Source organism: Streptomyces sp. NPDC032161 (genome assembly GCF_040636995.1).
Classification (GTDB): domain Bacteria; phylum Actinomycetota; class Actinomycetes; order Streptomycetales; family Streptomycetaceae; genus Streptomyces.
The window spans coordinates 312,461-335,352 of sequence record NZ_JBEZVN010000004.1; the positions used below are offsets into that span (position 1 = coordinate 312,461).

At 72.7% G+C, this 22,892-nt stretch carries 18 protein-coding genes and 3 pseudogenes; 6 read left to right on the forward strand and 15 right to left on the reverse strand.

Annotated features, from left to right (window positions below):
• Nucleotides 1-2: 2 nt before the first annotated feature.
• From AB0E67_RS13685 to AB0E67_RS13715, 7 genes and pseudogenes are all read right to left on the reverse strand, one after another.
• Nucleotides 3-665 (reverse strand): glycerol-3-phosphate responsive antiterminator, encoded by a 663-nt coding sequence (locus tag AB0E67_RS13685; protein ID WP_362025270.1) that lies wholly within the window; start codon nucleotides 663-665, stop codon nucleotides 3-5.
• 42 nt (nucleotides 666-707) lie between these two features.
• A complete protein-coding gene (locus AB0E67_RS13690) occupies nucleotides 708-2,261 on the reverse strand; it encodes an FAD-binding oxidoreductase (RefSeq protein WP_362025272.1) in 1,554 nt (517 codons plus the stop codon).
• Complete coding sequence (locus AB0E67_RS13695) at nucleotides 2,258-3,931, reverse strand: glycerol-3-phosphate dehydrogenase/oxidase (protein WP_362025275.1); 1,674 nt, start codon at nucleotides 3,929-3,931, stop codon at nucleotides 2,258-2,260. The genes AB0E67_RS13690 and AB0E67_RS13695 overlap by 4 nt, the downstream gene beginning before the upstream one ends.
• A 75-nt stretch (nucleotides 3,932-4,006) precedes the next feature.
• Nucleotides 4,007-5,569: an FGGY family carbohydrate kinase gene (locus AB0E67_RS13700; protein ID WP_362025278.1), complete on the reverse strand. Its 1,563-nt coding sequence runs from the start codon at nucleotides 5,567-5,569 to the stop codon at nucleotides 4,007-4,009.
• 69 nt (nucleotides 5,570-5,638) lie between these two features.
• Entirely contained in the window at nucleotides 5,639-7,075 is a 1,437-nt protein-coding gene (locus AB0E67_RS13705) for an MFS transporter (protein ID WP_362025281.1), read from the reverse strand.
• Between the two features lie 308 nt (nucleotides 7,076-7,383).
• Nucleotides 7,384-8,931: a peptidoglycan-binding protein gene (locus tag AB0E67_RS13710; protein WP_362025283.1), complete on the reverse strand. Its 1,548-nt coding sequence runs from the start codon at nucleotides 8,929-8,931 to the stop codon at nucleotides 7,384-7,386.
• Nucleotides 8,932-9,190: 259 nt separating this feature from the next.
• Nucleotides 9,191-9,613 (reverse strand): annotated as a pseudogene (locus AB0E67_RS13715) (nitroreductase family protein); the annotation flags it as partial.
• Here AB0E67_RS13715 and AB0E67_RS13720 point away from each other — a divergent pair.
• Nucleotides 9,610-9,798: pseudogene (locus AB0E67_RS13720) on the forward strand (3-oxoacyl-ACP synthase); the annotation flags it as partial. The pseudogenes AB0E67_RS13715 and AB0E67_RS13720 overlap by 4 nt on opposite strands.
• Before the next feature lie 20 nt (nucleotides 9,799-9,818).
• Nucleotides 9,819-10,724 (forward strand): alpha/beta fold hydrolase, encoded by a 906-nt coding sequence (locus tag AB0E67_RS13725; RefSeq protein ID WP_362025286.1) that lies wholly within the window; start codon nucleotides 9,819-9,821, stop codon nucleotides 10,722-10,724.
• Between the two features lie 103 nt (nucleotides 10,725-10,827).
• On the opposite strand, the gene AB0E67_RS13730 is transcribed toward AB0E67_RS13725, so the two are convergent.
• Nucleotides 10,828-13,275 (reverse strand): endonuclease/exonuclease/phosphatase family protein, encoded by a 2,448-nt coding sequence (locus AB0E67_RS13730; RefSeq protein WP_362025289.1) that lies wholly within the window; start codon nucleotides 13,273-13,275, stop codon nucleotides 10,828-10,830.
• A gap of 183 nt (nucleotides 13,276-13,458) precedes the next feature.
• Between AB0E67_RS13730 and AB0E67_RS13735 the strand changes: the two genes are divergently transcribed.
• Nucleotides 13,459-13,959 (forward strand): SRPBCC family protein, encoded by a 501-nt coding sequence (locus AB0E67_RS13735; protein WP_362025292.1) that lies wholly within the window; start codon nucleotides 13,459-13,461, stop codon nucleotides 13,957-13,959.
• A 201-nt stretch (nucleotides 13,960-14,160) separates the two neighbouring features.
• Here the strand turns inward: AB0E67_RS13735 and AB0E67_RS13740 are convergent, their stop codons facing one another.
• Entirely contained in the window at nucleotides 14,161-14,613 is a 453-nt protein-coding gene (locus AB0E67_RS13740) for a DUF5709 domain-containing protein (protein WP_362025295.1), read from the reverse strand.
• 272 nt (nucleotides 14,614-14,885) lie between these two features.
• On the opposite strand from AB0E67_RS13740, the gene AB0E67_RS13745 reads away from it, so the two are divergent.
• Nucleotides 14,886-15,116: a DUF6296 family protein gene (locus AB0E67_RS13745; RefSeq protein ID WP_073782286.1), complete on the forward strand. Its 231-nt coding sequence runs from the start codon at nucleotides 14,886-14,888 to the stop codon at nucleotides 15,114-15,116.
• Between the two features lie 74 nt (nucleotides 15,117-15,190).
• Here the strand turns inward: AB0E67_RS13745 and AB0E67_RS13750 are convergent, their stop codons facing one another.
• The 3 genes and pseudogenes from AB0E67_RS13750 to AB0E67_RS13760 form a co-directional block, all read right to left on the reverse strand.
• Nucleotides 15,191-15,598, reverse strand: a complete 408-nt coding sequence (locus AB0E67_RS13750) for a cold shock domain-containing protein (RefSeq protein ID WP_351518548.1) — start codon at nucleotides 15,596-15,598, stop codon at nucleotides 15,191-15,193.
• A 128-nt stretch (nucleotides 15,599-15,726) separates the two neighbouring features.
• A pseudogene (locus AB0E67_RS13755) lies at nucleotides 15,727-16,600 on the reverse strand (DMT family transporter).
• A 207-nt stretch (nucleotides 16,601-16,807) separates the two neighbouring features.
• Entirely contained in the window at nucleotides 16,808-17,677 is an 870-nt protein-coding gene (locus AB0E67_RS13760; protein ID WP_362025299.1) for a helix-turn-helix transcriptional regulator, read from the reverse strand.
• A gap of 157 nt (nucleotides 17,678-17,834) precedes the next feature.
• Here AB0E67_RS13760 and AB0E67_RS13765 point away from each other — a divergent pair, with 157 nt between their 5' ends.
• Together AB0E67_RS13765 and AB0E67_RS13770 are read left to right on the forward strand one after the other, a co-directional pair.
• The gene (locus AB0E67_RS13765; protein WP_362025302.1) at nucleotides 17,835-19,517 is read left to right on the forward strand and encodes an AMP-binding protein; all 1,683 of its coding nucleotides are present in this window, start codon (nucleotides 17,835-17,837) and stop codon (nucleotides 19,515-19,517) included.
• A gap of 53 nt (nucleotides 19,518-19,570) precedes the next feature.
• Entirely contained in the window at nucleotides 19,571-21,178 is a 1,608-nt protein-coding gene (locus tag AB0E67_RS13770) for an AMP-binding protein (RefSeq protein ID WP_362025305.1), read from the forward strand.
• Nucleotides 21,179-21,209: 31 nt separating this feature from the next.
• Here AB0E67_RS13770 and AB0E67_RS13775 read toward each other — a convergent pair whose 3' ends face one another.
• The 3 genes from AB0E67_RS13775 to AB0E67_RS13785 all read right to left on the reverse strand — a co-directional run bounded on the left by AB0E67_RS13775 (nucleotide 21,210) and on the right by AB0E67_RS13785 (nucleotide 22,883).
• Nucleotides 21,210-21,431, reverse strand: a complete 222-nt coding sequence (locus AB0E67_RS13775; RefSeq protein ID WP_362025308.1) for a hypothetical protein — start codon at nucleotides 21,429-21,431, stop codon at nucleotides 21,210-21,212.
• A 76-nt stretch (nucleotides 21,432-21,507) separates the two neighbouring features.
• A complete protein-coding gene (locus AB0E67_RS13780) occupies nucleotides 21,508-22,062 on the reverse strand; it encodes a GNAT family N-acetyltransferase (RefSeq protein WP_362025311.1) in 555 nt (184 codons plus the stop codon).
• A gap of 122 nt (nucleotides 22,063-22,184) precedes the next feature.
• On the reverse strand, nucleotides 22,185-22,883 hold the full coding sequence (locus AB0E67_RS13785; RefSeq protein WP_362025568.1) for a hypothetical protein: 699 nt from the start codon (nucleotides 22,881-22,883) through the stop codon (nucleotides 22,185-22,187).
• Nucleotides 22,884-22,892: the final 9 nt, after the last annotated feature.

Consider the following 22,892-nt stretch of genomic DNA (forward strand, 5'->3'; position numbering starts at 1 on the left):
TTTCACTCCTGGGGTGGTGCGGTGGGCCTCTTCAGCGCGGCGGGCGGGACCGGCGGCAGCTGGTCCCGGCGCAGGTGCCAGAGGCGGGGGTCGGACGTGGCGGCGGCGACGGACCCGAGGGCCAGCGCCAGCGCCACGTCGGCGGGGGTCTCCACGAAGCCCGCGGCGATCGACGGGGACATCGCGCGCTGCGCCTGCGCGCTCATCCGGGCGACGATCGGGGCGGGCATGATCTCGACCAGGTCCGGCGCCCCGCGCGAGATCGCGTCGGTGGAGCGGCGCAGATTGGACCGGTCGGTGACGAACACCTTCATCATCGTCAGCAGGCCGAGCGGGCGGCCCTTCTCTATGAGCGAGAGCCGGGTGCTGACCACGCCGTGGGCGCCCATGTTCTTGATGAACTCCAGCGCGCCCCGGTCCTGGGCCAGGCCGGGGCTGCTGTCGACGTTCACGAACACGGTCTTCCTCGCCCGGCCCAGCGCCGGTACGACCTGGGGCAGTTGGCCCACCGCGAGCGACGCGACGATGCACACCCGGGACGGCGCGGTCAGGAACTGGCGCAGCGGCTGGGTGCCGACGACCGACGCGACGACCGGGACCTCGGCGAGCGCGGAGGCGAGCCGGGGGTCGAGCGCGGCGCCGGACCGGGACGGGGAAGGGTTCATGGCAAGGACCTGCCTGGGAGGGAGGGTTCGTGGCGGCTGGGCTCAGCTCAGCGGGGACGTACCGAATCGGCTGGGAAGGCCCAGTTTGCCAGGGTTGAGAATGCCCTTCGGGTCCAGGGCTTTCTTCACCGCGACGAAGGCCGCGAAGCCCGCGCCGAGGGCGTCCGGCACGTAGGGGCCGCGCAGCAGACCGCAGCCGTGGTGGTGGCTGATCGCCGCCGCGTGCTTGATGAGCACGGCGTTGGCGGCGTCCCACACCGCGCGGTACCAGTCGCGGCGTGCCTCGGGCGCCACGTCCCCGCGCAGCGAGAAGTAGACGCAGGCGCCGTCGGTGTAGGCGTGCGACTGGTGGGCGGAGGCGGCCAGGGTGCCGTCCACCGCCTGGATCGCGGCGACCACCTCGTCGTAGATCACCGGCAGGTCGGTCCAGGACGCGGCCATCTCCAGGGTGTCGGCGACGAAGCCCGGACCGGGCTTGAAGCCGTCGGCGGACTTGCCGACCAGCATCCGCTCGTCGAGCCAGCGCTCGAAGACGGCCTGGCTGTCCAGCTCGGGGCCGTACTCCTCGCAGACCTCCTTGGCGACCTTGATCGAGGCGTCGACGATCGCCGGGTCGCCCTCGTCCGCGATCAGCAGGAGGTTGGTCTCCGGGTGGCCGAAGTGGGTGCCCGACTCCAGCTCGTCGTACAGGCGCAGGACGGCCGGGGTGGCGCCGCGCTGCATGATCCGGCGGCAGGCGTCCAGGCCCTCCGCGAAGGTCTTGAAGCCGTACGCGGCGGCGGAGGCGTACTCGGGCAGCGGGTGGACCCGCAGCCGGGCCGAGACGATGACGCCGAGGGTGCCCTCGGAGCCGACGAACAGCTGGCGCAGGTCCGGGCCGACCGCGGCACGGGCGTAGTCGCCGTAGGTGGCGCGGGTGCCGTCCGCGTGCACGACGTCGACGCCGACGACCATGTCCTCGATCTTGCCGTAGCGGGTGGAGAGCTGGCCGGCGCCGCGGCAGGCGATCCAGCCGCCGACGGTGGAGACGGCGAACGCGGACGGCCAGTGGCCGGTGGTGACGCCGTACTCCTCCTGGAGCTGCTTCTCGAAGAGGTCCCCGAACATGCCGGACTGGACGTCCACGATGTTCGACTCGGCGTCGAAGCCGACGATCCGGTTCAGCCCGCACAGGTCCAGGACGACACCGCCGAAGACGGGCAGCGCGGCGCCCGTGACGTTGGAGCGGCCCGCCGACGGGGTGACCGGGACGCCGGCCTCGTGGCAGATCCGCAGCACGGCCGCGACCTGGTCGGCGTCGGCCGCCTCGACGACCACGGCGTCGGGCGTCGCCGGACGGCCCTCGGTCTCGCCGATCATCGAACCGGCCCACCAGTCGCGGGTCCGGGTGACGACCTCCTCGCGGGAGGTGTGCACCGCGTGCGCGACCTCGCGCAGCGCCTCGACCACGGCCTCGGGGACCTCGACCGGGTCCGCCTGGAGCGCGGCACCGCCGTCGCCGATCGGGGTGTTGCGTGCCCACTTCGCGAAGCTGGGGGCGCCGACGGTGTAGTCGCCCCGGTTGAACGGATGGGTGATGGTCTGACGGCTGATCATGCTGCTGCCCCTTCGAGGAGTACGGACTTTTCGTGACGGACGGCTGCGAGGTACTCGGCGACCGAGCGCTCGACCTCCGCCTCCGTGAGGTCGAGTTCGCGGCCGAGGATCGCGCCGACGGCCTCGGCGGCGTCCACGGACGCGTCCCGGGCGAACAGCCGGGCGCGGGTGCGGCGCGAGAGGACGTCGTCGACCGAACGGGCCAGCTCGGCGCGGGCCGCGTACACGACCTCCGCCTTCGTGTACGGGAGTCCCGCGACGACCGGTTCGGCCAGCGACGGGTCGTCCTGGATGAGGTCGCCGACGAACCGGGCCTCGGTGCCGAAGCGTTCGCCCAGGTGCGCGGCGATGCCGCCGGACGCGGCGACGGCCTCGGAGTCGTAACCGGCGCCGCCCAGGAGCGGGAGGTCGGTGGTGCGGCTCTTCGCCCTGCGGCCGAGGACGGTCATCACCTTGTCGATGACGAGTTCGCCCATGTGCCGGCTGGTGGTGAGCTTGCCGCCGGTCACCGTCACCATGCCGGTGCGGCCGATGGTGATGTGGTGGTCGCGGCGCATGTCGAGGGTGGCGCCCTCCTTGCCGCCGACCAGCGGACGCAGACCGCCGATGGAACCGACCACGTCGTCCGGGGTGAGCTTCCCCTCGAAGGCGGTGTTGGCGCCCTCCAGCAGGAAGTCCATCTCCCGGCGGGTGCAGTGCACGTCGTCCGGGGAACCCTGGTAGTCCTCGTCGGTGGTGCCCAGGACGACGCTGTTGCCCCAGCGGGTGCAGGTCGCGCGGCGGGCCCGGCCGGGGATCGGCACGGTGACCGTGCAGTTGATCCGCACCTTGTCCCACGGGACCACGATGTGGACGCCCTTGGCGGGCCGGACCTGCGGCCTGTGGCCCTCGTCCGCCTTCGCGTCCAGCTCGTCGGTCCACACCCCGGTGGCGTTGACGACGGCCCGCGCGCGGACGTCGAAGGTGTCGCCGTCCGCCGACACCCGGGCCCCGGACACCCGGCCCGCCTGCGTCAGCAGGCTCTCGGCCTTCGCCCCGTTGAGGACCGTCGCCCCGAGCGCGGCGGCGGTGCGGACGATGGTGAGGACGAGCCGGGCGTCGTCGGTGCGGGCGTCGAAGTACAGCAGCCCGCCCTTCAGGCCGTCGGCACGCAGCGTCGGCGCCTGCGCGAGCACCTCGGGCACGGAGAGCCGCTGGTGGAGCTTGCCGATCCGCCAGCCGCCGACCAGGTCGTACGTCCACAGCAGGCCCTCGAAGCCCTTGGCGAGGCGGGCGTCGAAGACCCCCTCCTTCTCCAGGACCGGGAACAGGAACGGCAGCCGGTGCACCAGGTGCGGGGCGTTCTTCCGGAAGCGGTGACGCTCCAGGAGCGAGTGGCGGACCAGGTTGACGTTGCCCTGCTCGATGTAGCGCAGGCCGCCGTGCACCATCTTCGACGACTTCGACGACGTGCCGGAGGCGAAGTCGTCCTTCTCGATCAGCGCCGCGCGCAGTCCGCGCGAGACCGCGTCCAGCACGGCGTACGCCCCGGTGATACCGCCGCCGATGACGAGCACGTCGTACGTGTCGTCGGCCAGCCGGCGCTTGAGGGCCGCCCGGTCGAGCAGCAGGGGCGTTCGGCGGGTCGCCGCGGCGTTCCGCCGCGGTTTCCGGGCGGGCATAGTGATCACGACATCAACTCCTGGTGTTTCGGTACGGCGGCCGCGTCGTCGGGGGACGGGCCGCCGGTGCGACGGCCGGGGCCGTCAGTGGGGGGTGGACGTGTTGAGGGGGCGCAGCGCCGGGTCGCCGAGATGCGCGATCAGCACCTCGCGCCAGGCGGCCCGCTGCTCGGCGCGCTCGGCCGCCGGGAGCGACGGCTCGAAGACGCGGCCGTGCGGCTGCGCCTCGACGATCTCTTCGAGGGAGGACCACAGGCCGCGGGCGACCCCGGCCAGATAGGCGGTGCCGCGCAGGCTGGCGGTCGCGGAGTCGGAGACCCGTTCCAGCGGCAGACCGGTCAGGTCGGCCTGGATCCGCATCAACGGGTCGCTGCCGGAGACGCCGCCGCCGACCCGGAGCCGGGTGAACGGGGTGCCCATGGTGTCGGCGACCCCGTCGATCAGGTCGCACACCGAGTGCGCGATCCCGTCGAGCACGGCGCGGGCGAGGTCGGCGCGGGTGGTGGCGAGGGTGAGCCCGGTGAGGGCGGCGGTGGCCTCCGGGTGCCAGACCGGCGTACGGACCCCGGCGAGCGCCGGGACGAAACGCGGGGTGCGGCCCGGCCGGGTGGGGACCCGGCCCGCCTCCTCACCGAGCTCCTTCGGCGACGCGAACAGGCCCAGGCCGTCGCAGAGCCAGCGCAGTGCCGAGCCCGCCGTGGAGGTGTACGCCTCCAGGCTGTAGTGGCTGGTGTCGCCCTGCCGCCGGCCGGGCTGGGCGAGCACCCCGGAGATGTCCGGCCGGGGCAGGGCGGGCGTGGTGCCGGTCGCCGCGTCGACGAACGCGCCCGTCCCGTACACGCACATGCCCTGCCCGGCGGCGAGCCCGCCGAGCGCGACGAGCGCGGCGTGCTGGTCGCCCATGGAGGCGGCCAGCGGGACGGCGACGCCGAGGGCGGCCGGGTCGGTGGTGCCGAAACCGGCGTCGTCGGAGCGGAGCTCCGGCAGCAGGTCGAGGGGGAAGCCGAGCCGGCCGATCCATTCCTCGTCCCAGGCGTGCCGCTCCAGCAGGTAGCCGCCGGTGGAGGCGGCGTTGGTCGGCGTGGTGGCGTGCACGGCACCACCGGTCAGCCGCCAGATCAGCCAGGTGTCGACGGTGCCGAAGAGCAGCCGTCCGGCCCGGTGCGCCTCGGCCACCTCCCGGTGCTCGGCGATCTGCCGGGCGGCCCAGAGGAACGGGGAGCGGGCGCCGACCGGCCGGCCCTGCCGGGACAGCAGGGCGGCGTCCCACTCCGCCTCGTACGCGGTGAGCTCCTGCGCGTACCTCCGGTCCTGCCACACCACCGCGGGCAGCAGCGGCCGGCCGGTGACCCGGTCCCACAGCATCGCCGTGGCCCGCTGCGTGGACAGCGCGACCGCGGTGACCTCGATGCCCTCCTCACGGGCCCGGTCGACGGCCCGGCGCGCCACCTCGACAGTGGCGGTCCAGATCTCCATCGGGTCCTGCTCGACGGAGAGGTCGTCCGGGTGGCCGACCGCGATCGACCGGTAGAACACCTCGTGGGCGGCGCCCGAGTCGAGGACGACTCCGGCCCGGGTGCCCGTGGTGCCCTCGTCGATGGACAGCACACCGCGCCGTGGGGCGGCGCCGGGGAACGTCTGCGTCATTGCAGCCCTTTCGTTGCGGGCATCGCGAGCGAGCCGTGCGGAGGAGGGGAGGGGAGGGTGTGTGGCGGATCAGCGCGCGGCCATGGACCGGGCCGGTCGCGCGGCGGTGTCGTGGTCCTGTCCGGCGACCTCGTCGGGCGAGGCGGCCTTCGTCGGGTCCCACTTGATCACCAGACAGGTGATCAGTCCGAGCAGCGGCACGACGGACAGCGCCAGGAAGGTGTCGGCGAGCCCGAGCGATTCCTTGATCTGCGGGAACACGTACAGCCCGACCACACTGCCGAAGCTGCCGACCATGCCGGTGACACCGGTGCCCAGGGCGCGCACGTCACTGCTGTACGAGAGCGCCGCGATGGACTTGCCGTTGGCGCCGGGGCCCGCCGAGTGGCACAGGATGAACAGGACCGGCAGCAGGAACGCCACGGCCGTGGGCACCTTCTCGAAGGTCAGCCCCATCGCCACCAGGGCCACGAAGACCCCGGCGAAACCGGCGGCGGAGCTGAGCCGCAGTCCGAGGCGGCGGCCGAAGTACGCGGAGAGCAGCCCGCCCGCGATGCCGAAGGCGTTGAACACCATCGACCCGATGGTGGCCTTCTCGAAGCTCTCGCCGAAGATCGCCAGGCTGATCAGCGGGAGGTACCAGCCGACCGCGAAGTACTGCATCGACTGCCCGAGCGAGATCACCGAGGAGAGGACCGTGCGCGGCAGGTACGCGCCCTTGAACAGCAGCCCGGCCTGCCGGAAACCGATGGCGGGCGCCTCGGCGGCGGTGCGGGTCGCCGCGTCGGGCTCACCGGCGACGGCCTCGATCCCGTAGATCCGGTCCAGGTTGGCGACGGACTCCTCCAGCCGTCCCTTGCTGGCCAGCCAGGTGGGGCTCTCCTTGAGCATCAGCGCCTGGCCCAGCAGCAGCACGGCGGCGACGACCGCGGCCGAGCCGACCGACCAGCGCCAGATGTCCGCGCCGACGTCCAGATGGAAGAAGAGCAGGGCCAACGCCAGGTTGCTGGTGGTGGCGACGTACCAGACGGCCTGCCACAGGTTGAGCCGGCCGCCCAGCTTCGCGGGCGTGTACTCGGCGAGCAGCGCCATGGCCACCGCGAAGTCGATGCCGTACGCGACACCCACCAGGACCCGGCCGAGCCAGACGACGGTGAAGTCACCGGCGAACGCGGCGAGCAGGGCCCCCGCGATCGCGAACACCTTGGCGATGAGCAGCGGGGGGACGCGGCCGATCCGGGTGGCTAGCCAGCCGCCCACCGGATTGAAGATGATCGCCAGGGCCGGAGCGGTGGCCGTGAGGATCGAGACCTGGGTGCTCGTGAGCTCCATCTGGGTCGTCATCGGACCCAGGCCCGCGCTCAGCGCGGCGTTGGAGTAGGCGTCGAGGAACAGTCCGCCGAACACCAGGAACCAGATGATCTGCGCCCGGCCGGTGATCTTTCCCAGCCCATCGATGAGCGCAACGACGTCGGCGACGCCTTTGACGCTCGGACGTTGTGCCATGAGTCCGCCTTCGAGGAAGACCCGTCGGCGGCACGGGGAGCACAGAAACAGGCATGACGAAGCCACCGACAGGTGGTCTGTGTCTGTGCCTGTCAAAACACTGCGGAAAGCGCCGCAGCACGTGAACTGCTGGAACTAGCTACTAGGCAGTGAGGTTAAGAACGCGCCGGGAGAAACGTCAAGGGTTTCGGCCAGGTTACCGAAAAGTGACGGGGCCCGGGGCCCGGCCGGTGGCCGGAAGCGGAGGCCGGTGCGCCCCCGACCGGACCGGGCCGGGGGCGCACCGGGAACCGGCCGCACGGAGCTCGTCAGCGCCCCGCCTGCAGCGCCGCCCAGGTGGCGGGGCCCACGACGCCGTCGGCCGCCAGGCCCCGGCTCGTCTGGTACGCGTGCACCGCCGTCGCCGTCGCCGGGCCGAAGCTCCCGTCGATGCCGACCGGCGAGCCCAGTGCCGCGGTCAGCGCGCGCTGGAGCCGCTTCACCGCGTCGCCCGAGGCACCCCGCCCGATCGTGGGCGTCTCACCCGCCGACAGCAGCGCGGTCCAGGTCATCGCCCCCACGACACCGTCGGCGTTCAGCCCCAGGGCCGTCTGGTACGCCCGGACCGCCTGGAGCGTGGCCGGGCCGAAGGCGCCGTCCACCGCCCCCGCGGGATGGCCCTGCTCGCCCAGCAGCCGCTGCGCCGCCGCCACCTGCGGTCCGGTCGAACCGCTGCGCAGGGCGGCGTACGAGGTGAAGCTCAGCCCGTCGGCCGGGGTGCCGGAGTCCCCGCCGACCAGCTCCATGTACCGCGCCCAGTCCCAGTTCGGGCCGGGGTCGGTGTGGTCGTTGCCCGGCACCTCGCTGTGCCCGACGATGTGCGCCCGGTCCTTGGGGATGCCGTACCGGTCGCACAGGTGCCTGGTGAGCGCGGCGGACGAGCGGTACATCGAGTCCGTGAACCAGGACGGGTCGTCGATGAACCCCTCGTGCTCGACGCCGAGCGTCGAGGAGTTGGCGCTGCGCGCGTGGTAAGCGGTGTCGGAGTCGCGGACCATCTGGGTGATCTCGCCGTCGGAGGAACGCACCACGTAGTGCGCGCTCACCCCTGAGGCCGGGTCGCGGAACCAGTTGATCGAGCCCGCGTACGAGCCCTGCGTGACGTGGATGACCACCTTGCCGATCGCCGCGGTGCGCCCGGTGGCGTAGTTCTTCTCGTGGGCCGGGACCCACAGCGCCGACGGGTAGTCCGGACTCTGCGTCCGCACGTCGGCGGAGGCCGACGGGTCCTTTCGCGGAGCGACCGGGCGGCCCGTCACCGAGATCCGCTCGCCACCGGGGACGACGGTGTCGAGACCGTCGGCCAGGACGTCGTACACGGCGTCGGCGTACAGGGCGCCGGCCGGCCCGTCCGTACCGGCGTACCGGGCGACGACCGGGTACCAGGCGTCGATGTCGTCGCGGTCCCGGGCGTCGAGGCCGAGCGTGTCGGCGTAGGCCCGGAGCACCGCCGCGCCGCCCAGGACGTTCGCCGCGGTGTCGGTGCGCAGTTCGGCGGGGGACGCGCCGGTGAGCGCGGCGGCCCGTTCCAGCGTCCGGTTCACGGGGTTGCTCACCAGGTGCATCACCCCGTACCCGCCGTCCTGGCTGGGACGCCCGGCGTGGCCGTCGAGGCGGGTCTCGCCGTACCCGACGGCGGTGAGCAGATCGCGCGGTACGCCGAACTCCTCGGCCGCCCGCGCGAACGCCCGGTTCATGGGGCGGTCGCCCTCGGACGAGGCGAGGGCCGGGGTGCCGGTCGCGGCCAGGGCGGTGGCGGTGAGGGCCGCCAGGACGGAGGTACGGACCCTCGCGTGGAGGCCGTCTCGTCGGGGCATACCTGCTCCTGCTCTGTGTGGGGGGAAGGCGTGCGTCCCCGGGCCCGGACGGGCGGGAGGGGCGCGGAGCCGCTCAGCGTAGCGACGTGTTCAGGTCATGACAATCATCTACCCGCGCGTCCAACTTCCTTTCACTCGAATGGGGTTGACACGCCGTCCGGAACCTGGGGTGCGGGCCGGGGCGGTGCGCGGTCGAGGGCCGGGCCGTGGACGCCCGCAGGCCCGGCCCCGCCGGGCGAATGGGGCCGGGCGGGCGCCGCTACCAGCGGTCGCGGTGGATGACGTCCGCCACCGGACGCCGCCGGACCGGACCGAAGGAGCCCTGCGGCAGGCCGACCGGCACGACCGCGAAGGTGTGCATGTCCTCCGGGATGCCGAGCGCCGCCTTCCACTCCCGCTCCAGCATCAGGTGCCAGATGGTGATGTTCGCCGCGAGTCCCAGTGCCCGCGCGGCCAGCAGCAGGTTCTGCACCCCCGGGTAGACGCGCGAACCCTCGGCGAGCGCCTGGAACCGGTCCTGGGCGTTCATCATGTGCTCGGTCGCGGCCGGGCCGAGCGCCCGCGCGGACTCCCGCAGCCCGTCCTCGTCCACCCGCGGCTCCGGGAACCGGTAGCACGGAACGATCAGCGCGGGAGTGTCCGCGAAGTGGTCGCGCTGGTACTCGATCGCGGCGACCATCCGCCAAGACCGCGCTGGCGCCGGAGCACCGGCTCGTGCCGCCCACCGTGAATCTGGAGGCCCCCGACCCCGGCATCCCGTTCGACGTGGTGCGCAAGGAGGCCCGCCCGGGCGCGTTCGACGCGGCCGCCAAGACCTCGCTCGGCTTCGGCGGTCACAACGCCGCACTCGTCCTCACCAGGGCCTGACCCGGAAAAGAGGACCCACCATGGCCGAGGAGATCATCCGGACCCTGTCGGTGCGCGGACTGCGCTACGGCTACCGGGTCCTCGTACAGCCCGCGCCGCGCGCCGAACCGGTCGTCATCCTCGGCGGCGCGCTCCAGGGGATGTACGGCTGGCCCCAGATGGACGACCACCTGGGACCGCTCGCCCCCGTCGTCACCGCCGACCTGCCCGGCATGGGCGGCGCGGACCCGCTGCCGGCCGGGGCGGACGACGACCTGCTGTGCGAAGCCGTCGCCGGGATCACCGACGACCTCGGCGTGCCGAAGGTCAATCTGTTCGGCTTCTCCTACGGCACCTCGATCGCCTTCGGCTGCGCCCGGCGCCACCCCGAGCGCATCGCCCGGCTGGTCCTCGGCGGGGTGCCCTGCAACATCGGCGACGAGCAGCGGGAGGGATGGCGCCGGGCCGTCGACCGGCTCGCGGCCGACGACATGACGGGACTGGCCGCGCTGGCCGCCGCGGCACTGATGTGCCAGGACCCCGGACGCCGGGTCCATCGGCGGGAGCTGGCCCAGCGGTACGTCCGGCGCTCCTTCCTGCACGCACTGACCCACTCGCCGCACGCCGCCCGGTCGCTGGTGCGGCCACTGGAGCACCGGCGGGACTTCTCCGGCGGTCTGACCGGTGTGCCCGCCCTGGTCTTCGCCGGCGAGCACGACACGGTGACCTCGCCGCAGCGGCAGAGGGCCTTCGCCGCCACGATCGAGGGCAGCCGGTTCCTCACGATCGGGGAGTCCGACCACTGGGTGGTCCTGGAACGCCCGGACGACGTCGCCGATCTCGTGGCCCGGTTCTTCACCGACCGCCCGCTGCGGCCGCAGCCGGAGCCCGGCCCGGCCGTCGTCCCGCGCCCGGCGGCGCGCCCGCAGCCGGTGCCGAGAGGGTGAGAGCCGTGCCCGGGCGCCGCGGGGGCGACCCGGGCACGGCTCTCACGGGACGTGGGCGCGACGGGGGCGGGAACGCCCGCACCCCGCCCGTACGCACCGGAGGTCAGTGCCCGTCGTGGCCGTGGCCGTGCTCGGGCCCGTGGGCGTTCCCGGGAGCGTTGACGTCGACCCGTACGATCTGCGGATCGTGGTCGCTGGCCTGGTCGGCGAACTCCGCGTTGATGTGCACCACGTCGTAGTCGAAGCGGCGGATGCCGGGGCTGGTCAGAATGTGGTCCAGCGTCTGCGAGTTGCCGTCGTACACGTAGCTGTACCGCTCGTCCGCCGGCAGGGTGTCGATCAGCGGCTTCAGCACCTTGCCGTCGGTCAGTGCGTCCATCGTCGGGGAGAACGAGAAGTCGTTCAGATCCCCGAGCGTGATGACGCGGGCCGAGTCGTCGGCCGCCAGCAGCGACTTGACGAAGGTGTTGACCTCCGTCGCCTGCCGCACGCGCTTGGCCTCCGAAGTGCGCCTCGGTTCCTGGTACTTGCCGTGCAGGGGCTGGTCGCCGCCCTTGGACGCGAAGTGGTTGCCGATGACGAACACCGGCTTGCCGTGGAAGCGGAACTCGCCGACGAGCGGCTTGCGGCTGTCGGCCCAGGCGTCACTGGCCGGGGCGATCCGGCCGGGCGACACCGAGAGCGCGACCCCCTTCTTCGTGCGCACCGCGGCCACGGGCGTCGTCGCGTCGCCGCCCGCGCGGTCCGCGAAGTCGACCCTCTCGGGGTCGAAGAGGAAGACGTTGCGGATGTTGCCACCGGGCTCGCCGCCGTCCTTGTTGTTCTCGGGGGCGATGTACCGCCACGCGTACCGGGGCCCGCCCGCGGCGACGATCGCGTCGGTGAACCGCTTCAGGGTGGCCTCGGAGCCGACCGTGCCGTCGTTCACCGCGCCGTTGTCGTCCTGGATCTCCTCCAGCGACACGATGTCGGGGGAGGAGAGGTTGACGGCGATCCCCTCGGCGAGGGTGTCGAACTTGGCCTGCTCGTCCAGCGCGTCGAGGTTCTCCACGTTGTACGTGGCGACGGCGAGCTCCTTGCCCTTCTGCTTCCGGGTCACCTCGCGCCGCAGGCGGTGGTCGGTGAGCGTGCCCGGCTCGGTGGCCTGGAGGGTGTAGCCGCCGTACGAGGCGTAGTCCATGACCCCGGTGGTGGCCCCGGACAGCTCGTCGCCCACGTTCGCGACGGGGACCGGACGGTTCGCGTCGAGCGACATCACCTTGATGCGGCCGGTGTTCCGGTCGGTGTACGAGGAGTAGAGGGTGCCGCCGCGCGCGGTCCGGTTCTCCTGCGGCTTCACGGTGACCCAGACCTCGCCGTACGCGTTCGTGGCGCCCGTCACCCGGGTGTCGGCGATCCGGACGCGAGTGCCTTCGAGCGACTCGTACAGGTCGAGGGCGTACGCAGACGGCTCGAGCGGCAGCCCGTCGATGGAACCACCGGCCGCCGAGGGCACGTACGCGTCCGGCACCGACGCCGCGTCGAGCACCACCGGGGCGGGCAGCGGGTTGCCCGAGGACAGGACCGTCGTCTTCGGCGAGGTGATCTCGGTGACCGACTGGCTGGTCGTCGACGGGTAGTACTCGTCCACCTTGCCGCTGACCAGAACCGAGTCGCCCACGGCGACCCCCGGCGCGGCGGACCCGGTGAAGACGAACACGCCCTCGGCGGTACGGGGGTCCGCGTCCGGAGCGGTGTCCTGGATCCAGAAGCCGCGCGAGCCGGTGGCGCGCACGCCGGTCACGACGCCGGGCACCCCGGTCACCTGGCGGCCGTTCAGCGGCGACACCCGGGTGGTGCCCTGGATGTCGTGGATCCGGACGCTGCCGGGCTCCGTCGGGCCGCCGGGATCGACCGGTCCGGACCCGCCGGACGTCTCGCCGGCCGCGTTGACCGGCGTCGGGGTGCCCGCGGTGAGGTCCGCGGCATTGTGGTCGGTGTCGGCGAGGGAGGCCGCGCGGGCCACCGAGGCGGTGTTCGACGCCCCGGCGGCCGGGCCGGAGCCCTCCCGTACGACGGCGGAGCCGTAGCCGACGAGGTCCACTATCCGGGTGTCGGCCGCGCAGTCGGCGGCCGTCCTGCAGGTCAGCGGGGTGGTGCCGGAGACCAGCGCGACGGTGCCGCCGGTGGCCGACATCGCGATGGTGCCGGTGGCGTCCGGCGTCGGCAGGGCCTCGGTGCCGCCGGTCCCCGCCGCCTCGGCGACGAGGTAGCGGCCGCCGGGGGCGAGGGAACCGGACAGCGCGGACACCTGCCACAGCGAACCGGCCGAAGGAGCGGCGGGCAGGTACTGCACGCTGAACCCGGACAGGTCGTACGCGGCGGTGCCGGCGTTGCCCAGCTCGATGAAGTCGCGGGTGAGCTGCGCGCCCGAGTTGCCTCCGCCGCCGTACACCTCGGAGATCACGGCGGTCGAGGACGGAGCCGCGAAGGCGGCGGGCAGCGCGGTGGCCGACAGCGTCACGGCGACGGCGCCGGCCAGCAGGACGGAACGGGGTCTGGATATGTGCACGGTGGGCTGCTCCCGAAGTCTGGTGAGGGCAAAAGCTATGCGCGTAGAACCAGCCTTGACAAGACATCAGAAGTGAATTCCGTACATCCTCACGGCGTCATGGAGACGCGGGGGCGGGTCGCGCCCGGCATGCAACGGGGCGGTTGCCTACGGTGGGAGGGCAGGGGGCCGGAAGGAGCAGCCATGGACAAGCCGGAGTTCGTCTACGTCATCTATATCCAGACCACGGCCGAGCAGCTCTACCAGGCGCTGACCGACCCCGAGTCCATCAGGATCTACATGGGCGGATACGGCCCCGACTCGACCTGGGAGGTCGGCGCGCCGGTCCGCTGGAAGATGGACCCGGACGGCGAGTTCGAGGAGGTCGGGCAGCGCGTCCTGGCGGCGGAGCCCGGCAGGCGGCTCGCCTACACCTGGCACACCCTGCAGCCCATGCACCGTCAGATGTTCGACTTCGCCTCGGACGAGGAGTGGGAGAAGGCCGTCCGTGAACGGTCGAAGGTCGCCTTCGCCATCGAGCCGGCCGAGGAGCCCGAGATGGGCATCAAGCTGACGCTCACCCACGACGGCTTCGACAGTCCGGACAGCAGGATGCTGGAGGGCGTCAGCAGCGGCTGGGTCATGATCCTCTCGACGCTCAAGACCCTGCTGGAGGGCGGGAGGTTCCTCGACGAGCCGGAGTGAGGACCCGGAGTGGGGACGGCGAGGCGCTCGGGACAGGTTCCGGCCGAAGCGCACGACGGCGTGGCCGTGCGCGATGTGGGGATGCGGCGAGTGCGACGCGGTGCTGCGACCGTGCGCGATGCTGTGACCGTGAGGGCCGTTCGGGTTCCCGTCCGCCTCCGGGCGTCCGGGGGCTGCCCGGAGCCGGACTCCGCTCGGAGCTCAGAGCTGGTTGTCCGGGACCACGTGCACGGCCGCTTCCTCGGCCGATGCCCCGGCGCCGTCGATCCCGACGTCCTCGGCCGCCAGGGTGTCCGGCTCGTCGATGTCCAGCTCCCGGGTGAGACGTCCGGCGCGTACCGCGCCGACCTCCCCGTCCCAGAGCTCGCCGTCACTGTCGGAGAGATCCCCCATGCCGTCGCCGTCGACCGCGGTGATGTCGGGGAGCTCCCGGGCCAGACGGCTCTCCAGGGGCTCGCCGCTGTGCTGCTCGGCGGCCGTGGTGCCCAGGTCCTCCACCGCCCACGGTCGCTCGGGCGGGGAGTAGCCCTCGTCGAGCAGGTCGGTCAGCCCGCGGTTGTCGAGGGTGTCCTCGATGTCGAGCTGCTCGGGGAGGTCGGATGCCTCCGGCTGCTGGGGCTGGTAGACATCGTCCCCCATCTCGGCGTCCTTCATGGTCTGTCCCTTCCCGGTTCCGGGACCCCGGTCCTGCGCGCCGGACACATGACTCGGGCGGAACGGGTCGTACGCGCTCAAACATGCGCGTCTACGGCATATACGCAATAAGCGCCTCAAAACCGCCGAAGCGTCCTTATGGGTACAGGATAAGTGGCCCCGGCAGGAGTCCGCAGCCGTTCGTCCCCTGGGCGCGGACGGCCGGTCCGAGGGACCATGGACGTGTGGCAGGCGGGCCATGTCCTGCCCCCATCGGTGTCGGGAGAGCTGCCATGGATTACCCGGAGAGTTACGAGCTGGTGTTTCAGTCCTCCGCCGTGGAGGACGACACGGTGACCGTCCGGCGCACCGAGCGCTCGGGCGCGGGCGGGTACCCGATCTACGAGGACGAGACCGGGATCGTACGTGCGGAGATCAGTGACCGGGGAGAGGTGCGCATGCTGGCCAGCGGCGGACACCAGGTCCTCGGCACGCCGCTGGTGGTGCGCGAACCGAGCGCCTGACCCGCCCGGGCCCGCCCGGGGACCGGTCCCCGGGCGGGCCCGGGCAGGGGACGGGTCACCGGACGCGGGTCCAGTCAGCCCTCGGTCCAGCCGTGGTTCTTGGCGAACTGGAGCAACGCGCCCCGGACCTGGAGGATCTGGGCACCCGTCAGCGTAGGCGCCGACTCCAGCAGGATGTCGGTCACCTCCCTGGTGAACGCGGCCGAGCTGAGCACGTCGCACAGAGCGTCGTCGTCCGTCGACCCCGCGTGAGAGGCGGTCGGCCTCGGGGGGGTCAGCGGCTTGCCGTCGGGCCCCTCGGCGAGCCGGACGGACGACGCCTTCAGCCCGCGGTCACCGTCCTCGATCTCGAACTCGACCAGAGTGCCCGTGTGCACATAGGACTCCGGGATCAACATGTCGTTCACATGCAGGAAGACGTCCTCACCGCCGTGATCGGGCGCGATGAAGCCGTATCCCCGAGCGCTGTCGAATCGCACCACGCGACCAGAAACCACACCAACCCCCAAAAAAAGTACCGGGCCCCTCGCCCGTCGCCACACATGGCTCGACGGGAGGATAGCGCCGGCGGTCGCGCGGCGCGACCCGGTCCGGGAATCGCGCCGCCCGCTCACCGGAGCCGGCGCGGTTCCGGCGGCGCGGCCCCGGAGGCCAGCGGGGAGCGGGCCAGCACGATGCTGCCCACCGTGATCAGCCCGAGTGCGAACAGTTCCGGCACCAGCCACCACCCGGTGCGCAGCCGCTCGTCGAACAGCGTCACCCCGTACAGCACGCTGATCAGGGCGTCACCCAGGGTCAGCGGCGGCTGGACCGCGACCAGCATGCCCGCCTGGAGGGCGTTCTGGAGCAGGAACAGCGCCCACCCCCGCCGCGGCGGTGGCGTACAGCTGCCAGGACGCCAGCAGCGCCACCGCCCCGCCCCCACCCCGGAGCCGCGCCATGGCGTCCTTCATGAGCGCGGCCGTGAGGGCGTACCCGCACGCGGCGGCGAGACCGAGCAGCGCGCCCCGGGCGTTGCCGCGGACGCCGAGCGCCGTACCGATCAGCGCCGCCTCGAAGAGTCCGGTCAGGATCAGCGCCGGAATCCAGACCGCTCCCCGCACCGCGGCGCCGTCGCCCTGCGGCGCCGCCGAGATCATGCCCAGGGCCAGCCCCAGGGTCATGGCCGCCACCGCGTACCAGAGCGAGGCGGGCAGCCGGACCCGCATGACGAATCCCGCCATCAGCAGCGTGGCCGGCAGCTCGATCACGAAGATCGGCTGGACCACGGCGATCGGCCCGGTGGCCAGGGCCACGGCCTGGCAGACGGCCGCGACGATCACCAGACCGATGCCGGCGAGCCAGGTCCGACGGCGCAGCAGGTGCCCGATCAGCGACAGCCGCATCGCCTCGCTGTCGGGGACGGTGCGCGCGGCCCGGCGCTGGAGGACGGAGGCCGCGCCGTTGGTGAGCGCGGTCAGGACGGCGAACAGGACACTGATCACCCGCTCATGGTGCGGGCGGCCGAGCCGTGATCCCCGGTCCCGCGCCCCTCCGGCATGGCGGGCCGCACGGAGCGGGGCAGACCCCGGCCCCCGGGCGTGTCTCCCGCGTCCGGCTCCGGCGGCGTACCGCCCACCCTGCCCCGGCGGGGCCCGCCCTCCGCCCGGCCCGGACGACATGCCGCCCAGGTCGCCCGGACCGGGCGGACCTCACGGCAGCAGCCCCGCGCGCCGCGCCGCCACCACCGCCTCCAGACGCGTGTGCGCCCCCAGCTTGCGCATCGCCGAACGCAGATACCCCTTCACCGTCTCCGGGCGCAGCCCCAGCCGCTCCGCCGCCACCGCGTTCGTCGTGCCCGCTGCCACGCAGGCCAGCACGTCCAGTTCGCGCGGCGCCAGCCGCACCTCGCACCGTCGCGGATTCCCGGCGCCCGCCCCCGACCCCGATCCGGACCCGGCCGCCGAGGCGAGCCGCCCGCACACCGCGAGCAACTCCTCGCGCAGCGCGGGGTCGACGACCTTCGGGACCAGGGTGCGCAGCTCGCGATGGGCCTCGCGGACGTCCTCCCACGCCCCCGGGGGCGCGGACCCGGCGTCGGTGAGCTGCTCCCGCGTGACGGTCAGGAGCCGCTGCACCTCGTCCCGGACGACCAGGGCCTGCTCCACGTCGCGGGCCGCGGCCACCGCCGCGTCGAACGTGCGGTCCCCGAGCGTGACCGGCTCGCGCAGCGCCCCGTACAGCAGACCGCGTACCTTGCGCCGTACGACGACGGGCACCGCGACCACGGAGCGCAGCCCCTCCGCCGCGACCGCCATGTCGTACTCGTGGCTGATGTGGCGGGAGGCGCGGTAGTCGGTGACCGCGCACGGCCGGGACAGGGCGATCGACTTCCCGCCCAGGCCGCTGCCCGCCGAGATGACGAGCCCGCGCAGGGCGCCGGTCTGCGCCCCGTTCAGCTCCGCGATCCGGGCATGGCGGGCGTCCGAGAGCAGCCCGCCGAAGGCGATGGGCAGCCCACTGGTCCGGCGCAGCCGCAGCAGGGCCGCTCCCATGTCGACGGCATTGTCGGGTTCCGGCACGCTGACGCCTCTCTGCCCGGCCGACGGCCGGACACCGCCGGTTCGAAGACACGGCCCAGGTGACCCGCTCGGCGCACCCCCGTTCGGGGGTGGTGAGATCTGGGTCACTGTTTACATGATGTTAAGCGACCGGTCCGGTCCGCAATGAGGAGGGCACATGTCGGCAACCAGCGCGACGGAGACGTTCCGGGCCGCCCGGGACTTTCTGCTGCGTCACCGCGAGGACTACCAGGCGGCCTACGAGGGTTTCCGCTGGCCCAGGACCGATCGCTTCAACTGGGCGCTCGACTGGTTCGACGTGATCGCGGAGAACAACGACCGCACCGCCCTGCACATCGTGGAGGAGGACGGCGACCGCACCGAGGTGTCCTTCGCGCGGATGTCCGCGCGCTCCAACCGGGTCGCGAACTGGCTGCGCGCCCAGGGCGTCCGGGCCGGGGACCGGATCCTCGTCATGCTCGGCAACCAGGTCGAACTGTGGGAGACGGCCCTCGCCGCGATGAAGCTGCGCGCCGTCGTCATCCCCGCCACCCCGCTCCTGGGCCCGGCCGACCTGCGGGACCGGGTGGAGCGCGGCCGGGTCCGGCACGTGCTGGTGCGGGACACCGACACCCCCAAGTTCGACGAGGTGCCCGGCGACTACACCCGGATCGCCGTGGGCGCGGACGTGCCGGGCTGGCTGCCGTACACGGGTGCCGACGGCCACCCGGAGACGTACCGGGCGGACCGGGAGACGGACGCCGACGAGCCGCTGATGCTCTACTTCACCTCCGGCACCACCGCCAGCCCCAAGCTCGTCGAGCACACCCACGCGTCGTACCCCGTGGGCCACTTGTCGACGATGTACTGGATCGGTCTCAAGCCGGGGGACGTCCACCTCAACATCTCCTCGCCCGGCTGGGCCAAGCACGCCTGGTCGAACCTCTTCGCGCCGTGGACCGCCGAGGCGACCGTCTTCATCTTCAACTACACCCGCTTCGACGCGGCACGGCTGATGGCCGAGATGGACCGCTCAGGGGTCACCAGCTTCTGCGCCCCGCCCACCGTCTGGCGGATGCTGATCCAGGCCGACCTCTCCCAGCTGAAGAACCCGCCGCGCGAGGTCGTGGCGGCCGGGGAGCCGCTGAACCCGGAGGTCATCGAGACGGTGCGGCGCGTCTGGGGCGTGACCATCCGGGACGGCTTCGGCCAGACCGAGACCTCCGTGCAGGTCGCCAACACCCCCGGCCAGCTGCTGAAGGCCGGGTCGATGGGGCGGCCCAGCCCGGGATTCCGGGTCGAGCTCCTCGACCCGGTGACCGGTGAGCCCGGCGCGCTCGAGGGCGAGATCTCGCTGGACCTGTCGGACCGCCCGGTGGGCCTGATGACCGGCTACCACGGCGACCCGGAGCGGACCGCGCAGGCGATGGCGGGCGGCTACTACCGCACCGGGGACATCGGCTCCCGGGACCTGGACGGCTACATCACCTACGTCGGCCGGGCCGACGACGTCTTCAAGGCGTCCGACTACAAGATCTCGCCGTTCGAGCTGGAGAGCGCGCTGCTGGAGCACGAGGCGGTCGCCGAGGCCGCGGTCGTGCCGGCCCCCGACCCGATGCGCCTCGCCGTGCCGAAGGCGTACATCGTGCTCGCGGAGGGCTGGGAGCCCGGCCCGGACACCGCGAAGATCCTCTTCGAGCACTCCCGTTCGGTCCTCGCCCCGTACAAGCGCGTGCGCCGACTGGAGTTCGCCGATCTGCCCAAGACCGTCTCCGGCAAGATCCGCCGCATCGAACTGCGCGAGCGCACGGCCCGGGGAACCGGTGGCGGCACCGAGTACGCCGAGGGGGACTTCCGATGAGCGGGCCGTCCCGCGCGCACGTCAACAACCGAGTACGTCGAGGGGGACCTGGGATGAGCGAACTGTCCTACGCGCACGGCACCGGCACCACGCCGCTGCTCGGCGACACCATCGGACGCAGTCTCGACCGCGCCGTCGAGGCGTTCGGCGACCGCGAGGCGCTGGTCGACGTCGCCTCCGGGCGGCGGTGGACGTACGCCGAGTTCGGCGCGGCGGTCGACGAGCTGGCCCGCGCGCTGATGGGGGCGGGCGTGGCCAAGGGCGACCGGGTCGGGATCTGGGCGGTCAACTGCCCGGAGTGGGTGCTCACGCAGTACGCCACGGCCCGGATCGGCGCCGTCATGGTCAACATCAACCCGGCCTACCGGGCGCACGAGCTGAAGTACGTGCTGGAACAGGCCGGGATATCCCTCCTGATCTCCTCGCTCGCGCACCGCACCAGCGACTACCGCGCTCTCGTCGGCCGGGTCCGCGCCGACTGTCCCGACCTGCGCGCCGTGCACTACATCGGCGATCCCTCGTGGGACGAACTCCTGGCCTCGGCACAATCGGTGACGAGAGATCAGCTCGCCGCCCGCGAGGCCGAGCTGTCCTGCGACGACCCGATCAACATCCAGTACACCTCCGGCACCACCGGCTTCCCCAAGGGCGCCACGCTCTCCCACCACAGCATCCTCAACAATGGGTATTTCGTGGGGGAGTTGATCGCCTACACCGAACAGGACCGGGTCTGCCTGCCGGTCCCGTTCTACCACTGCTTCGGCATGGTGATGGGCAATCTCGCCACCACCTCGCACGGCGCCTGCATCGTGATCCCGGCCCCCGCCTTCGAGCCCGCGGCGGTGCTCGCCGCCGTGCAGCAGGAACGCTGCACCTCGCTCTACGGCGTGCCCACGATGTTCATCGCGGAGCTGAACCTCCCCGATTTCGCCTCGTACGACCTGTCCTCGCTGCGCACCGGGATCATGGCCGGATCGCCGTGTCCGGTCGAGGTGATGAAGCGGGTCGTCGCCGAGATGCACATGGAGGAGGTGTCCATCTGCTACGGGATGACGGAGACCTCGCCGGTCTCCACCCAGACCCGCCGGGACGACGACCTGGAGCGGCGCACCGGCACGGTCGGCCGGGTCATGCCGCATCTGGAGGTCAAGGTCGTCGACCCGGTGACGGGGGTGACCCTGGAGCGCGGCACGGCGGGCGAGCTGTGCACCCGCGGCTACAGCGTGATGCTCGGCTACTGGCAGGACCCCGAGCGCACCGCCCAGGTCATCGACCCCGGCCGGTGGATGCACACCGGGGACCTCGCGGTGATGCGCGAGGACGGCTATGTGGAGATCGTCGGCCGGATCAAGGACGTGATCATCCGGGGCGGCGAGAACGTGTACCCGCGGGAGGTCGAGGAGTTCCTCTACGGCCATCCGAAGATCGCGGACGTGCAGGTGGTGGGGGTGCCGGACGACACCTACGGCGAGGAGGTCCTCGCCTGCGTCATTCCGAGGGACCCGGCGGACCCGCCGACCCTGGACGAGGTGACGGAGTTCTGCCGCGAGCAGCTGGCGCACTACAAGATCCCGCGGGGCCTGCGGATCCTGGAGTCCTTCCCGATGACGGTCAGCGGGAAGGTCCGGAAGATCGAACTGCGCGAGGGCTACGGCGCGTAGGAGCGGCGGTCCCGGTCGCGCCCGGGGGCGGTCAGGCGGCCTCGATGATGTCGCCGGCCGAACCCCGGGTGGCGGCCGCCCACTCGATCAGCAGCACCTCGTAGGCGGCGGACTCCACGGGGGACCACTCCTGCCCGGCCTGCGCGTCGACCAGCGCCCGTATCGCCTGGTTCGCCTCGGCGGCGGACGTACGGGACGAACGGGCCTGGTGCGAGGGGTCGGTGGACGGTAGGGGTCGTGGAGTTAATGCCATGTACCCCACCTTAAGGCCCGCCACCGACAATCCCCCGAACATGTGTGGCCCATGGCCCGAACGTGACCGATTGCACTCAGCGTTGCCGCTCGGCTCCGGCGGGTCGAGGGGTGCGGCCGGTGTGCGGTGCGTCGCGCCGCATGCAGACCCTCGGCCACCGGTCCAGGCCGTGTTCCGCCTCCGCCGCCCTGATCTTCCGCAGCCCGTCGGTGAGTTCGGCATCGTCCAGCACGCGGAAGCCGATCCGTGCGTAGTAAGGGGCGTTCCACGGCACGTGGCGGAATGTCGTCAGCGTGAGCGCGCCCAGGCCCCGGCCCGCCGCCCAGTGGGCGAGATGGTCGATGAGCCCGCTGCCCAGCCGGCGCCGGGCGGCGGACGGGTGGACGGTGACCTGTTCGATGTGGGCCGCGCCGTCGACCTCGTCGGCGATCAGATAGCCGACCGGGCGGTCGGAGTCGTCCACCGCCACCCAGGCGCGCCCCGCGCGCCGGTAGTCCTCCAACAGGTCGAGCGGTGGGGGATCGTCGTCCGCGATCGCGGCCATGCCGAGCGCGCGGAACGGTTCGCCTGCGGCCCGTTCCATGTCCTGGAGCAGCGGCAGATCGGAGGGGCGGGCGGTACGGATGAGCATGCGCCCAGTATGGCGCCCGGGGCGAGGGGCGCACCGGCCGGTGCGCCGGGGCGTGCGCCGGGCGGTCCCCGGAAGGCGTACCGGGCGGTGTCCGGACGCGGCGGTGTCCGGACACCGCGGTCTCAGGCGCCGGGGTCGATCAGTTCCTCCGCCGGGCCGTTGACCGGCCGCGGCGTTCCCGTACGGTCCATCACGAAGAGCGGGACGCCGAGTCCGTCCGCACGCGTCGCGGCGTCCCGCGCGTATCCGCCGAGTGAGAAGAACACATTCGTGACGGAGGCGGACAGAGCGTTCAGCCACAGGCATTCGACGGAGCGCAGGGTGGTCGGGCGGCTGCTGGTGTCGACCCGCGCGATCAGTCCGGTGGCCCGCAGATCGATCCGCTCGGGGGAGGGGCCGCTGGGTCGTGCCACGTCGTGGTGGCCCAGCCACCGCAGATAGCGGGCGGCGTTCGCGACGGCGTCGTGCGCGGTACGGGCCGGGCCGGGGCGGAAGGCCGGACGGGGGTCCGGCGCGGCGGCACGGCCCGGGCCCGCCCCGGCGGCCGGGCCGGGACGCGGCGGTGCCGGGCGGACCGGTATCCGCGACACCGTCCCGCACGGGCAGTGCAACTCCGGCTGCGGCCAATGGTCGAGGCGCCCGCAGGTACGGCAGCGCACGGCCACCCAGTCGTCGTCCCAGGTGCGGTGGGTGACGGGTACGGCCGGTGCGCCGGGCAGCGGCTGCGGGGCCGTCGGCGCACCGCAGGGGCAGGGGTAGCACTGCGTCCGGTAGGCGTGCTCGCGGCGGCAGGCCGGACAGCGCACCGGCACCGACTCCACCATGTTCTC

Bases quoted from the DNA above. Each gene is read 5' to 3' on its own strand.
- AB0E67_RS13745 (WP_073782286.1), top strand. From the start codon at position 14,886: ATGGATTACCCGGAGAGTTACGAGCTGGTGTTTCAGTCCTCCGCCGTG.
- AB0E67_RS13775 (WP_362025308.1), bottom strand. From the start codon at position 21,431: ATGGCATTAACTCCACGACCCCTACCGTCCACCGACCCCTCGCACCAG.
- AB0E67_RS13700 (WP_362025278.1), bottom strand. From the start codon at position 5,569: ATGACGCAGACGTTCCCCGGCGCCGCCCCACGGCGCGGTGTGCTGTCC.
- AB0E67_RS13765 (WP_362025302.1), top strand. From the start codon at position 17,835: ATGTCGGCAACCAGCGCGACGGAGACGTTCCGGGCCGCCCGGGACTTT.
- AB0E67_RS13725 (WP_362025286.1), top strand. From the start codon at position 9,819: ATGGCCGAGGAGATCATCCGGACCCTGTCGGTGCGCGGACTGCGCTAC.
- AB0E67_RS13705 (WP_362025281.1), bottom strand. From the start codon at position 7,075: ATGGCACAACGTCCGAGCGTCAAAGGCGTCGCCGACGTCGTTGCGCTC.
- AB0E67_RS13780 (WP_362025311.1), bottom strand. From the start codon at position 22,062: ATGCTCATCCGTACCGCCCGCCCCTCCGATCTGCCGCTGCTCCAGGAC.
- AB0E67_RS13735 (WP_362025292.1), top strand. From the start codon at position 13,459: ATGGACAAGCCGGAGTTCGTCTACGTCATCTATATCCAGACCACGGCC.
- AB0E67_RS13740 (WP_362025295.1), bottom strand. From the start codon at position 14,613: ATGAAGGACGCCGAGATGGGGGACGATGTCTACCAGCCCCAGCAGCCG.
- AB0E67_RS13690 (WP_362025272.1), bottom strand. From the start codon at position 2,261: ATGATCAGCCGTCAGACCATCACCCATCCGTTCAACCGGGGCGACTAC.
- AB0E67_RS13710 (WP_362025283.1), bottom strand. From the start codon at position 8,931: ATGCCCCGACGAGACGGCCTCCACGCGAGGGTCCGTACCTCCGTCCTG.
- AB0E67_RS13685 (WP_362025270.1), bottom strand. From the start codon at position 665: ATGAACCCTTCCCCGTCCCGGTCCGGCGCCGCGCTCGACCCCCGGCTC.
- AB0E67_RS13770 (WP_362025305.1), top strand. From the start codon at position 19,571: ATGAGCGAACTGTCCTACGCGCACGGCACCGGCACCACGCCGCTGCTC.